Origin of the sequence: Corynebacterium durum (assembly GCF_030408675.1) — a bacterium.
Lineage (GTDB): Bacteria > Actinomycetota > Actinomycetes > Mycobacteriales > Mycobacteriaceae > Corynebacterium > Corynebacterium durum.
Genome location: NZ_CP047200.1, coordinates 1295768 through 1308468, shown reverse-complemented (window position 1 = coordinate 1308468; position 12701 = coordinate 1295768). Strand labels below are relative to the sequence as shown.

Genomic DNA, 12701 nt, shown 5'->3' with positions numbered 1-12701 from the left:
TTTACCGCGCGAGTTCCAGGAGGACATCGTCACCAAGTCGGGTGACGGAGTCGAGAGTGAAGCGGCGTATGTCGGTGATGGTGGTGCCCAATGCCTCTGTAACAACGCCGAGTCCTTGGCCGAGGAATGCTGGGGCAATGTAGGCGTGGACGGCGTCTATAAGCCCTCTGCTGAGGAGGCTGGTGGCTAGGGTGGCACCGCCTTCAATGAGGACGTCGCGGGCTCCGGTTCGCCAAAGTTCGGTAAGCGCGGTGTCACTATCGGGGTAGTGTTCCCAACCGGGTTCGTTGACCGCACGGCGGCCAACGACTATCCGCCGCGGTTGGTGCGGGTAGAGCGTGTCTTCAGAGGTTCGGGCAGTGAGCTGAGGGTTGTCGGCGAAGTAGGTGCCGGTACCAACAATGATGGCATCGCGCTTGCTACGGTCGCGGTGTGCGTGGTGTCGGGCATCTTCCCCGGTAATCCACTGGCTGGTGCCGTCCAACGCGGCGGTGAAGCCGTCGATGGTGTTGGCGGTTTTCCAGGTCAGGTGAGGTCGCTGCATGCGGGTGGCAATAAGCCACGGGCGGAGGGCTGGAACATGACCGGGAAGCTGAATGACCTGTACACCACGGTCGGCAAGCCAGGTGGCTCCACCACAGGCCACAGGGTTGGGATCGGAATGGACGTAGTAGACGGTAGTAATCCCGGCGTCCAAGATCGCGTGGGAGCAAGGACCGGTGCGTCCTGTGTGATTGCAAGGTTCAAGGGTAACCACTGCGGTGCCGCCTTGAGTATTCGTTCCCGCCTGTGCGATCGCCATAATCTCGGCGTGCGAGCCACCTGGAGGTTGGGTCGCCCCAACGCCAACGAGATTCCCTGCAGTGTCCAGGATTGCGGCACCAACCGGCGGGTTTGGGCTGGTGGTGCCACGAACCTCCTCGGCGGCCGCCATGGCGCGCTGCAGGGCTTCAATAACGATCTGCGGGATAGTGTCCGGATTATCCATAGAGACTGTTTACACGGTGGCAAGACGCCGTAGGGACTCCACAGCAGCGTGGGGGTCGTCTGTGCCAAAGACGGCTGAGCCTGCAACAAAGGCATCGCACCCAGCGATGGCAGCGTCTGTGATGGTTTTCTCGCCTATCCCGCCGTCGATTTCGATGAGGGTGGAGAGGTTGTGGCTGTCTATTTCAGCGCGAAGGTAGCGTACTTTGTCCAGTTGATCAGGCATGAAAGACTGCCCACCAAACCCGGGTTCGACGCTCATAACCAGCACAAGATCGAAGTGGTCGAGGTCTTTGAGGTAGGGCTCAATGGGGGTGCCGGGGCGGAGTGAGAAACCTGCGCGGATGCCTTTGCTGCGAATGTGATCAGCAAGGGCGACGTGGTCGTCGGTGGCTTCCACGTGGAAAATCACGCAGGATGCCCCAGCGGCGATGTAGTCATCAACCCATTTTTCGGGATTGTCGATCATCAGGTGCACGTCAAGCGGCTGATCGGTGACCTTATGCACATCGGCGGTGATCCCCGCGCCAAAGGACAGATTAGGAACAAAATGCCCATCCATGATGTCGACGTGAATCCAGTCTGCGTTGTTGACTTTCTGGATGTCGTCACCCAGGTGGGCAAAGTTGGCGGCCAAAATGGATGGGGCGATGATCGGCGTCTTTGTCATGGCCCCATCATAGACTGCCGCGCGACAACCACGGGAGGTTATGACACTGGCCGCCGCAGCACGGCGAAGAACATAGCATCGGTGCCATGACGATGCGGCCACATCTGCACCGACTTATGTTCACCCACGTTATCCATGCCCAGTGCGTACTCGTGGGCGGATAGTTCCTGCATGCCCCATTCGTTGACAGCGCGATCAACAATTTCGCGGGTTTCCCTCACGTCGGGTGAGCAGGTGGAGTACACCACCACTCCCCCTGGCCGAACAAGCGAGCAGGCGGATTCCAGCAGCTCACCCTGCAAGCTCGCCAGTCCAGCAATGTCTGAATCGCGTTTGCGCCAGCGCGCTTCGGGGCGGCGACGGAGCGCACCGAGACCTGAGCAGGGGGCATCAACAAGCACACGATCAAACCCTGTGCCGATGTGCGGGGAACGCCCGTCCACCACATGAACCGTCACGGGAAGACCGCGGACGCTATTGTCCACCAACCGGGCGCGGTGCGGTGTTTTTTCCACCGCATCCACATGCGCACCATCGATCTGGGCCAGCGCCCCCATCAAGGCAGCCTTGCCGCCGGGGCCTGCGCACAAATCAAGCCAACGTCCCTGGTCAGGCCCCTCAAGCGGGGCCTCCACAACAGCACGAGCAATCAGTTGGCTGCCTTCATCCTGGACCGCTGCCATGCCCTCACGGACAGGTTCCAGCTCGCCGGGGTCACCACCGTCCAAATACACGGCATAGGGTGAGTAACGCCCCTGTTCACCACCGGTGACCAGCGCCAACTCCTCTGCGGTCAGCTCCCCAGGACGGGCAACAAGATGCACTGTTGGACGTTGCGAGTCGGCTTCAAGCGCCTCGTCCAGTTCTGCGTCTGACCCCAAGGCACGCACGAAACTGCGAGCAATCCATTCGGGGTGGGCGTGCCGAAAAGCCACGGCCGCCAGGCTTTCTTCAGGGGTAAGTTGCTCCATCCACTGCTCTGGAGTCGATCGAGAGGTGGTACGCATCACCGCATTCACAAACCCTTTGGCCTTTGGCTGCCCCACCGCCTCAGCCATGCGCACAGTCGTGTCCACTGCGGCATGCTGCTCCACGCGCGTATACAGCAACTGGTACACGCCAAGCCGGAGGGCGTCGAGAAGAGTCGGATCAATCTGGGTCACGGAGCGTGACGACGACGCCGCAATCACCCGATCCAGCACCCCCTGCGTGCGCAACGTACCGTAGGTCAATTCCGTAGCGAAGGCAGCATCCCTGCCGGTGATTCGACGCTCCCGCAGCAACGCAGGCAGCACCAAGTTGGCGTAAGCATCATTGACGCGAACGTCGGTGAGCACGTCAAACGCAGCTGCACGCGGCTTGTCGACGCCCGCCTCGACAAACCTTCGCACCTCCCGTTGCTGTGGCGAGCGGCGCTGCTGGCGTGGTTGAGACTGTTTGCGCCCACCATCCTTTGCGCCCTTCGGCCGCGACATGGATGTACTGGTGGGTTTATCGCCACTTTTTGATCTTGACCTAAAGCCACCAGCCATTACTGCCACACCACGCCTTCATCTCCATGCACCTGCGCACCACGTGCCCAGTCACTTGCGGACATCATTTTCTTTCCCGGAACCTGCATCTGGCCGAGCTGGACAGGATCTGTGCCAGTGCCCACAAACACGCCGCGCTTGGTCACCACCACATGTCCAGGGTGATCAGGAGTCGAACCTTCCGGTGATGCCTGCGTGACCGGACCGACTTTCACACGGTCCTCCCCCATCATCGTCCACGCACCTGGGGCTGGTGTATGCGCACGAATCTGCCGGTCAATCATGTGTGCTGGCTGCTGCCAGTCAATGCGCGCGTCGTGTTTATCAATTTTCGGGGCGTAGGTTGCAGTACCATCCTGAGGGCGGGCAACAACTGTGCCCGCTTCCAGACCGTCCAGTGTTGCGACAAGAAGCTCCGCACCTTTGTAGGCCAGCCGCGTGAGCAGGTCATCGGACGTATCTGTCGGGTGAATAGGCTCGGTGATCGACCCCAATACCGGGCCGGTGTCTAGGCCCTGCTCAATACGAAACGTCGAGGCACCTGTGATCTCATCGCCATGCAAAATCGCTGCCTGCACTGGTGCCGCCCCGCGCCATGCTGGAAGAAGAGAAAAATGCAGATTAACCCAGCCGTGCGGTGCTACGTCCAGAAGATCCGACGTGATGAGGTTGCCATATGCCACCACCGGAATGCACTCAGGTTGCCACTGCCGCAAGCGTTCACGCACGTCATCGCCGTCTTCTGTCCCAGGTTTCAAGGAGGTGGGCTTGACCATGGGAATGGCATGTTTCTCGGCGAGCGCCGCCACCGGTGATAGGTGCATGGTTCTCCCTCGGCCTTTCCTGGCATCGGGTCGGGTAATCACGCCCACAACGTCGTGGCCGGAGTCAATCAGATGTTGTAACGCCACCACGGCGGGGTCGGGGGTACCAGCAAAAACTATGCGCACAGACGCTCCTTTTCTTGGCCTTCCTTGGTTGCCTTAAGCGTTAAACCAGTCGGATTCGCGGATCTCACGCATTGCTTCTTTACGAAGTTCTGGCGACAGTCTCTTCAAAAACAACACACCGTCAAGATGGTCCGTTTCGTGTTGAATACAGCGTGCCATCAGTCCTGATGCTGTAATCTCCACCGGGTTGCCGTCCACATCCTGCCCTGTGACCTTCACGGAGTTGTACCGTTCCGTCTCTTTCACCACTGCTGGAATGGACAAGCACCCCTCATTACCCACTTGCTTTTCCTCACCAACGGGTTCCCACACTGGGTTTATCACGTGCCCCCGCATTCCTGGGTTCTCATGGGCGCAGTCAAATACAAACACTCGACGTGTCACCCCAACTTGGTTGGCAGCAAGGCCCACCCCGTCGTACTCGTCCATGGTGTCCAACATGTCTTCCACCAACGTCTTCAACGCATCATCGAACTGCGTGACCTCATCAGCGCGGGTGTTGAGCACTGGGTCGCCAAACAAGCGAACTTCACGAATCGTCATAGCTGGGCCGGACTCCTTGGGTTATAGAGGGTAAACGCTACTATCGCTACATAGTAGCGTGCTCGATTGCACCAACATCAGCTCAGCGCTATGGGTTGGTGGGCTTCCACGATGCGTACAATCTCGGTCGCTGTCATGTCGGACCACAATATGTAGTCGCTGAGAGCCGGGTCCGACACCCCGCGTTCAAGGCGTTCTAACAACGCCGACTCCTCCGATTCCTCCATCGTGGCTGATCGGAGAAGTTCGATGCCGTCAATGAGTTCTTTCCTTGTCACCGTATCGCGGTAGATCATGGGGCTTCGTGCTTCTTGGCTATTTCTTCTTGCCTCGTTTTTCACGCATACGCACTGCGATCCGAACTGGAGACCCTTCGAAACCAAAGGTTTCCCGCAGTTTTCTTTCCAGATAGCGCCGATACCCGGCCTCCAGGAAACCGGTGGTAAACAGCACGATCACGGGTGGTCGCGTGGAGGCTTGGGTGGCAAACAGCACTCGCGGCAACCGGCCCCCGCGCATAGGCGGCGGGTTTTGCGCAATGACTTGGCGCAGCCAGTTATTCAGTTGACCAGTTGGAATGCGTTTGTCCCAGCTCTCCAGGGCTTCCACCATAGCCGGTTCAAGTTTCTTCAACGCCCGTCCAGTTTTGGCGGAAATATTTACCCGACGCGCCCAGGGCACGTGTGCAAGCTGCAAATCAATCTCGCGTTCGAGGAGGTCGCGGCGGTCTTCGTCCATCAGGTCCCACTTGTTGTAGGCGATGACGAGAGCCTTGCCAGCGTCGATGATCAAACCGAGGATTTTCTGGTCCTGCTCACTGATGGGTTCGGAGGAATCAATGAGAAACACACATACCTCAGCGGCCTCAATGGCACCTCGGGTGCGTAAAGAAGCATAGTATTCATGCCCGCTGGCGGTTTTCACTTTTTTGCGTAGCCCGGCGGTATCAATGAACTTCCACAACTGCCCGTCAAGTTGGACGAGGGAGTCGACAGGATCAACGGTGGTTCCGGCGACGTCGTCAACCACAGAACGTTCCTCACCGGCGATCTTGTTCAGTAGCGAGGATTTACCCACGTTTGGTTTGCCAACGAGTGCCACGCGCCGGGGTCCATGCACAATAGTGCTGGTGCGTGGGGTTTCTGGGAAGGACTCGACGATTTTGTCGAGCACGTCGGCCCCGCCGCGTCCATGTTGTGCGGACACGGGGAAGGGATCACCGAGGCCCAGTCCCCATAGTTCTGCAACATCGCCGTATTGGGAGTCTGAGTCGAACTTGTTGGCCACGAGGATCACGGGGACGGAGGATCGCTGCAGTTTGCGGGCCATGATTTCGTCCGTTTCGGTGATGCCAACTTTGCTATCGACGACCAGCACGATGACGTCGGCGGTGTCCATGGCGGTTTCAGCCTGCCGTGCGATAGCACCGTGGATGCCTTTCACGTTGGGATCCCAACCACCGGTGTCTTGTACCCAGTACCTGCGTCCGTTCCAGTCAGCTAGGTAGGAAATGCGGTCGCGGGTCACGCCAGGGGTGTCTTCCACCACTGCCTCACGGCGTCCGAGAAAACGGTTCACTAGTGTTGATTTGCCGACGTTGGGTCGTCCGACGATGGCAACTGTGGGAAGCGCTTCTTCCAGGTGTCCCTCTGGGGTGACACCATAGGCACGTTCTAGTTCCTCCCAGTCCACATCGTCAGCGTCCGCTGCGTAGTCGTCCCCGTAGTCAGGTTCGCCAAAGTCGTCTTCGTCGAACTCATCAAAGGTGTCGAATTCTTCAACGTATTCAGGGGTTTCCTGGTTGTCGCTCATCGGGTCATCCTTTCTTCGCAGGCTTCTGCTAGTTCGACGAGGTGGGTGATGACGTCATCGAGGGTCATGGTAGAGGTGTCCACGATTATTGCGTCGTCGGCCGGACGCAGTGGCGATGTGGCCCGGGTAGAGTCCAGGTGGTCGCGTCGCTGTACGTCGGCGAGGATGTCTTCAAAAATCACGGTGCGGCCTGCAGCGATGTCTTGTTCGTATCGACGCCGCGCGCGTACCTCTGGTGCCGCCGTTAGGAAGATTTTCAGCGGTGCATCGCTCAACACAACTGTCCCGATGTCGCGACCTTCGACAACGCATCGTCCGGCCTGCTGTGCTAATCGACGCTGCAGTGACACCAGGTTGGCGCGTACCTTGGGGTTGGCGGACACAGCGGAAACACTGCGCGTGACCTCGGGGCCACGAATCTCCTGTGACACATCTTCACCACCGAGGAGTACGGAGGTGGAATGCGGGTCGTTATTGACCACGAGTGGCAGGTCAGCCGTAGCGTTGGCGACGGCTGCGTCGTCAGTGGCATCAATGCCTGCGCGGAGAACCTGGAGCGTGGCCACGCGATACATCGCCCCAGTGTCCAGGTAGTGCGCGTGAAGACGATGGGCTACCGCCCGGCAAGCGGTTGATTTTCCAGTCCCGGATGGGCCATCAACGGCAATGAGCAGTGGGATCACATCCCCACCGCCTTGTACAGGCTGGACAATTCAGCATCATTGAGGGCGCGGATCGTCCCAGGGGTTTGGTCACCGAGTTGCACCGTGTGGATTCTGGTGCGAACTAGCCGTTCGACCGGATAACCCACTTCTTTGAGCATGCGGCGGACGATGTGTTTACGGCCTTCGTGGAGTTCCACGCGAATGAGGGATTTACCGTCGTGAACGTCGACGATTTGCACGTAATCGGCGCGTGCGGGGCCGTCGTCAAGCTCGATACCGTTTTTGAGTGTGCGGATGAGCCTACGATTTGCCTCACCAATGACGGTTGCCAGGTAGGTTTTTGCGATTTCGTACGTGGGGTGGGTCAGGCGATTGGCCAGTTCCCCATCGTTAGTGAGCAGCAGCAAGCCCTCGGTGGCGGCGTCGAGTCGGCCGACATGGAACAGGCGCTGTCCGGCATCGATCTTTTCGCCAATGATGTCACCGATGCAGGGGCGCCCCAGGTCATCATGCATGGTGGACTGCACGCCATACGGCTTGTTGAGAATAAAGTATTGGAGGTTGTCATTGACGCGGATACGTACCCCGTCAACACGGACAACTGCAGTGTCAGGGTTGATACGCATGCCCTGCGTGGTGACGATTTTTCCGTTGACTTCGACACGTCCCATGTCGATGAGTTTTTCGGACATGCGGCGGGATGCCACGCCTGCTTGCGCTAGGACTTTCTGCAGGCGGATACCTTCACCATCATTGTGCTCGCTGTTGGGCTGTTGCACGTGTTGTTTGCGAGCGGGTTTTGCTTTGGAGAGGTAGATTTTCTGGTCCGGTGTGCCGTCGCGGCGAGCGGGTGGGGTCACAAGTGTGTCCTATCTGGTGAAATTGTATAAGTTCCTGCAAGCCTAGCCCATAGATGTTGTCATTGACCACTTCGTGGGAGGGTTATCTGCTGCGCTATCAGCTTAAAGTGTTCGGGCGGGCAATCCCCACAGTTTTCTGGGAGGCAGCCAAGAAGTGGCACACCGGTAACGACGGGAAATTCTGTGAGGTTGAGCCGGGTGGCAAGGTCTGGGTTGGTTGGCAGGGATCCACCGATAAGTCCGAGGACGGTAATTCCGCGAGCACGTGCCGCCATGACGGTGAGCTCGGCAAGATTGAGGGATCCAAGCCCGGTGGAGGTCACCACGATGAGGGGTGCCGCGAGTTCAACGGCCAGGTCCACGAGGGTCCAGGTATCAGCCATACGAACAAGGAGACCTCCGGCGCCTTCGACAAGCACAACCGTGTCCTCTGCGTCGAGGTGTCGGATCCGCTCTGCGGTGGTGTGTAGCTCTAGCTGCGGCATGCCCGCTCGGCGCGCCGCGATATTGGGCGCGAGGGGTTCCGGGTAGTGCGCGTATTCCCTTCCAACTACTCCGCTGAGCTTTTCGATGTCGTGAATATCGCTGTCATCGCCGGTTTGTGCGGGTTTGACCACCTCCACGCCATAACCTGCGTCGCGGTACTGGCACGCCAACGCTGCGGTGGCAATGGTTTTGCCCACGTCAGTATTGGTTCCGGTGACGATGATGATCATGGTGAGTCTGCTCCTTGTGATGCGTTACACCGTGGCCGCGGCAGCTGCCATGGCGGTGCAAATGCGGTGGACTTCGTTGGATGTGGAAATGTAGGGCGGCATGCAGTAAATGAGCTTGCCGAAGGGACGCAACCACACTCCGTGGCTGACGGCGGCTGCAGTGGTGGTTTTCATGTTGACGGGCTGGTCCATTTCGATGACGCCGATGGCACCGAGGACGCGTACGTCGGTGACGTGCGGAGCGTCGATAAGCGGGCTGAGATGGGTGGTGAGTTCCTGTTCGATGCGAGGCACCTGTGTGCGCCAGTGACCTGTTTCGATGATGCCAACAGCTGCGGTGGCGACGGCGCAGGCCAAAGGGTTAGCCATGAAGGTTGGCCCATGCATGACGGGGCCGCCGATTCCATCACGTACAGCATCGGTGGTAAGTACGGCGGAGAGTGTCATGAAACCTCCGGTGAGCGCCTTTCCGAGGCAGAGAATGTCTGGGGTGATTCCGGCGGCGTTGGTGGCAAACAACGAACCTGTGCGCCCAAATCCCGTGGCGATTTCGTCGGCGATGAGGAGTATGCCGTGACGGTCGCAGAGGGCGCGTACCCCGGCGACAAGTTCCGGATCGTGGAATCGCATCCCGCCGGCACCTTGAACCACGGGTTCGATGATTACGGCCGCCACGGTTGAGTCGATGAGGCGTTCCATGTCGCGCAAGTAGGTCTCGCGCTGTTCAGGGGTAGCACCGCGCGTGGGTGGCGGCGGAGCGAAAAGTTGCTCGGTAATGGTTCCTTTCCACAACGAGTGCATTCCATTGTCGGGGTCACATACGCTCATGGGGGCAAACGTGTCGCCGTGGTAACCGGATCGCCAGGTGAGCAGCCGGTTTCGTTCTGGATGCCCAATACCGCGTTGGTATTGCAGCGCCATTTTGATGGCTACTTCGACGGCGACAGAGCCGGAGTCCGCGAAGAAAATGGTGGTGAGGGGGTCGTCGGTGAGGCTAATGAGTTTTTCCGCTAACCGCACTGCTGGCTCGTGGGTGAGACCGCCGAACATGACATGGCTCATGGTGTCGATTTGCGTGTGCGCAGCCTCGACAAGTGCTGGGTGGCTGTGGCCGTGGGCGGCAGCCCACCACGAACTCATTCCGTCAATGATGCAGGTGCCGTCGTGGAGGGTGAGGTAGACCCCTGTAGCACTGGCGATCGGGATGGGATCCATAGGAGCGGGTGTAGTGCTATAGGGGTGCCAAATGTGTGCTTGGTCATAGGCGATGAGCTGGGCGGAGAGGCTGTCGGGATTACTGTCAGAATTGAACATCGTTCATAGTTTACCCCCATTTCAGAGAGGAATGGGGGCGTTATGCGCCATAATGGCAACCATGACCATGACTAAACGTCGTTCACGTACGCAAACCACCCCCGAAACCAACCCCCGACACCCACTCGCCATGCCAGCTACCGTCAGCATCGAAATGTGGGAACGATTCAGCTTCTATGGCATGCAAGCCATCCTCGCCTACTACCTCTACTACGCAACCACCGACGGCGGCCTCGGACTCGAACGTGCCCAGGCCACCACACTTCTTGGTGCCTATGGCGCCTCCGTCTACCTGTGCACCCTCGCCGGAGGCTGGATCGGCGACCGCCTTATCGGAACCGAAAGAACACTCCTTACCGGTTGCATTGCCCTGATGGTCGGCCACCTTTCCTTATCCACCCTTAGCGGTGGAGCGGGCGCGACCTTCGGACTGGCGCTCATCGCCATCGGATCAGGCTTCGTCAAAACAGCAGCCATCACCATCCTTGGCCACGCCTACCCCACCGACGACCCCCAGCGCGATGCCGGCTTCCAACTCTTCTACCTGGGCATCAATATCGGTGCCGTCCTCGGCCCACTCCTGACCGGCTGGCTATCCACCAAGTACACCTTCCACACTGGCTTCCTCGCTGCCGCTGGACTCATGGGTATCGGCTTGATCACGTATCTTGCCTTGCGACGCCGCTACCTCACCGCCCTGTCCTCTGACACCGCCACGGCCCTCACCGCGCCGACAAACCCGATCCCCTTCGGCCGCGCCGCGATCACCATCAGCATCGTCATTGCGGGCATCGTAGGACTCGGTGTGTTGGTGCGCGTTGGGACAATTCCACTGGCAAGCCTGGCCACCATTCTCCTTGTCCTCACGCTCAGCGCCGCCGTGGTGCTGTACGTTTCAATGTTTCGCTCACGTCAGGTTACTGCAGCTGAACGGCGTCAATTGCTACGATACATCCCCATTTTTGTCGCATCGTGCACGTTCTGGTCCATACTCAACCAAACCTACGGAGTGTTTGCCGTGTACTCCGATATTCGCCTTGATCGCACCATCGGGACATTCACCATTCCTGCCGCTTGGACGCAGTCGCTCAATCCGCTGTTCATCTTGGCTTTGTCCGTTCCCATCGCGTGGGCGTGGGCAAAAATTGGTGATCGCGCGCCGAGCGCGCCAGTAAAGATGGGCTGTGGCGTGATGCTGACAGGTGCCGGCATGCTGGTACTTCTTCCCTTCACGGGTGGCGGCGAGAGCAGCACTCCGTTCCTGGCCTTGGCGTTGTGCGTACTGATTGTGTCGCTGGGTGAACTTCTTGTAGGACCAGTGGGAATGTCGGCCACCACGGCCCACGCGCCGGGTACATACCGCACCCGTTTTTCAGCGCTGTACTTTCTCACAATGGCGATTGGAACATCCACCGCAGGAACGCTGTCTGGGTTTTACCACCCCGAATCTGGTTCAGCGGAGTTTACCTATTTTGTCTGTTGCGGTCTTGCAGCCGTGATCATCGGCGCTGGCACAACGGCAATCAGCGCTCGGATGAAATAGCTGTTTCTACACCAAAAAAATGTTTCCCACAACAGTGTGCAGTGGCCCGCCGGATCGTCCTTTCCCGAGTTCGGACTGGATAAGATGCACCTCATCCACCGTCCATGTGGGTCCGCTGTACACGCTTAACGCATGAACAAATTCCCCCGTGAGGGACGGGGAAAACCTTGGACGAGCTGCAGTACGGGTGACGCGCGCAACGGTCATGTGTGCGCGGTGGTGTTCAGGGGCGTCGTCAAGCGCACATGCAGCCATCAGCGTGTGAAGCGCTGAAACCTCACCACCGACGCCGATCCATAAGTTACGGTCGTGGAAGCTGCCAGCGCCTTTCAAACACAGGTCAAAGGGAGTCCCCACCCCCGCAGCGATGTGCGCGAGCAGGTCATCGGTTATACCGTCGGGCTGCTCACCGTAAAACGCACAGGTGATGTGCCATTGATCGGGGTCGGACCACCGTAGCGCCGGTCCTGCAGCAGTGCGAATGGGAAGAAGTGCGGAGACGAGATGGTCGCGCACATGGTCAGGAAGCGGCAACGCGGCAAACAGTCTCATGGAAGTTCTTCTTCGATTGTTTCGATGTCTGGAAGGAGAGGTGCGAGGTTAGGCAAGCGATCCACGCTATCAATGCCTAATTGCTCCAAAAATAATTCGGTGGTCATGTAGCGGTGCGCGAGGCCTGTCCCTTCGTCCGGTTCAACCTCCCTGATCAACCCGCGTAGTTGCAAAGTACGCATCACGCCGTCCACATTGACACCACGCACAGCGGATACTTGCGCACGGGTGACGGGTTGCCGGTAGGCCACCACAGCGAGGGTTTCCAGCGCGGCGCGAGTCAGTTTCGTTTGCGTACCATCAAGCAGAAGTTTTTCCACCACGGGTGCGTTATCAGGGCGGGTGTACAGCCGCCACCCTTCCGGGGTTTCTCGTAGGTCCATGCCGCTACCGCGGTCGTCAAATTCGGCGGCGATCTGCTTCAACACAGTCACCACCGTTGCGGGTTCCTCCTCCACAACGCGTGCGAGCACCTCGGCGGCAACCGGCGAGTCCACTACCAGAAGAATTGATTCCAACTGGGATCGCAGTGCAGATATGGGGGCATTCATCGTTGA

14 protein-coding genes are annotated in these 12701 nt (G+C 58.9%); 1 reads left to right on the top strand and 13 read right to left on the bottom strand.

From position 1 onward, the window contains the following. Position 1: 1 nt before the first annotated feature. The 11 genes from ribD to CDUR_RS06115 all read right to left on the bottom strand — a co-directional run bounded on the left by ribD (position 2) and on the right by CDUR_RS06115 (position 10049). Entirely contained in the window at positions 2-988 is a 987-nt protein-coding gene (gene ribD, locus CDUR_RS06165) for a bifunctional diaminohydroxyphosphoribosylaminopyrimidine deaminase/5-amino-6-(5-phosphoribosylamino)uracil reductase RibD (protein ID WP_179417537.1), read from the bottom strand. Between the two features lie 9 nt (positions 989-997). Next, positions 998-1657 (bottom strand): ribulose-phosphate 3-epimerase, encoded by a 660-nt coding sequence (gene rpe, locus CDUR_RS06160; RefSeq protein WP_179417536.1) that lies wholly within the window; start codon positions 1655-1657, stop codon positions 998-1000. A gap of 38 nt (positions 1658-1695) precedes the next feature. Continuing rightward, entirely contained in the window at positions 1696-3189 is a 1494-nt protein-coding gene (locus CDUR_RS06155; RefSeq protein WP_179419047.1) for an RsmB/NOP family class I SAM-dependent RNA methyltransferase, read from the bottom strand. Then, positions 3189-4139: a methionyl-tRNA formyltransferase gene (fmt, locus tag CDUR_RS06150; RefSeq protein WP_179417535.1), complete on the bottom strand. Its 951-nt coding sequence runs from the start codon at positions 4137-4139 to the stop codon at positions 3189-3191. Before fmt ends, CDUR_RS06155 begins: the two co-directional genes overlap by 1 nt. Positions 4140-4172: 33 nt before the next feature. Next, positions 4173-4682, bottom strand: coding sequence for a peptide deformylase (def, locus tag CDUR_RS06145; RefSeq protein ID WP_006063303.1), 510 nt, complete (start codon positions 4680-4682; stop codon positions 4173-4175). Positions 4683-4759: 77 nt separating this feature from the next. Further along, entirely contained in the window at positions 4760-4978 is a 219-nt protein-coding gene (locus tag CDUR_RS06140) for a hypothetical protein (RefSeq protein WP_179417534.1), read from the bottom strand. Between the two features lie 19 nt (positions 4979-4997). Continuing rightward, complete coding sequence (der, locus tag CDUR_RS06135; RefSeq protein ID WP_179417533.1) at positions 4998-6494, bottom strand: ribosome biogenesis GTPase Der; 1497 nt, start codon at positions 6492-6494, stop codon at positions 4998-5000. Continuing rightward, on the bottom strand, positions 6491-7177 hold the full coding sequence (cmk, locus tag CDUR_RS06130) for a (d)CMP kinase (protein ID WP_179417532.1): 687 nt from the start codon (positions 7175-7177) through the stop codon (positions 6491-6493). The genes der and cmk overlap by 4 nt, the downstream gene beginning before the upstream one ends. Continuing rightward, positions 7174-8019 (bottom strand): pseudouridine synthase, encoded by an 846-nt coding sequence (locus tag CDUR_RS06125; RefSeq protein WP_006063299.1) that lies wholly within the window; start codon positions 8017-8019, stop codon positions 7174-7176. The genes cmk and CDUR_RS06125 overlap by 4 nt, the downstream gene beginning before the upstream one ends. Positions 8020-8078: 59 nt before the next feature. After that, on the bottom strand, positions 8079-8735 hold the full coding sequence (bioD, locus tag CDUR_RS06120; protein ID WP_179417531.1) for a dethiobiotin synthase: 657 nt from the start codon (positions 8733-8735) through the stop codon (positions 8079-8081). Positions 8736-8759: 24 nt separating this feature from the next. Further along, positions 8760-10049, bottom strand: a complete 1290-nt coding sequence (locus tag CDUR_RS06115; RefSeq protein WP_179417530.1) for an adenosylmethionine--8-amino-7-oxononanoate transaminase — start codon at positions 10047-10049, stop codon at positions 8760-8762. 61 nt (positions 10050-10110) lie between these two features. Between CDUR_RS06115 and CDUR_RS06110 the strand changes: the two genes are divergently transcribed. Beyond that, positions 10111-11592: a peptide MFS transporter gene (locus CDUR_RS06110; protein WP_411763059.1), complete on the top strand. Its 1482-nt coding sequence runs from the start codon at positions 10111-10113 to the stop codon at positions 11590-11592. A gap of 6 nt (positions 11593-11598) precedes the next feature. On the opposite strand, the gene thpR is transcribed toward CDUR_RS06110, so the two are convergent. Both thpR and scpB read right to left on the bottom strand, forming a co-directional pair. Continuing rightward, complete coding sequence (gene thpR / locus CDUR_RS06105) at positions 11599-12144, bottom strand: RNA 2',3'-cyclic phosphodiesterase (RefSeq protein ID WP_179417528.1); 546 nt, start codon at positions 12142-12144, stop codon at positions 11599-11601. Beyond that, positions 12141-12695 (bottom strand): SMC-Scp complex subunit ScpB, encoded by a 555-nt coding sequence (gene scpB, locus CDUR_RS06100; protein WP_179419046.1) that lies wholly within the window; start codon positions 12693-12695, stop codon positions 12141-12143. Before scpB ends, thpR begins: the two co-directional genes overlap by 4 nt. Positions 12696-12701 lie beyond the last annotated feature (6 nt).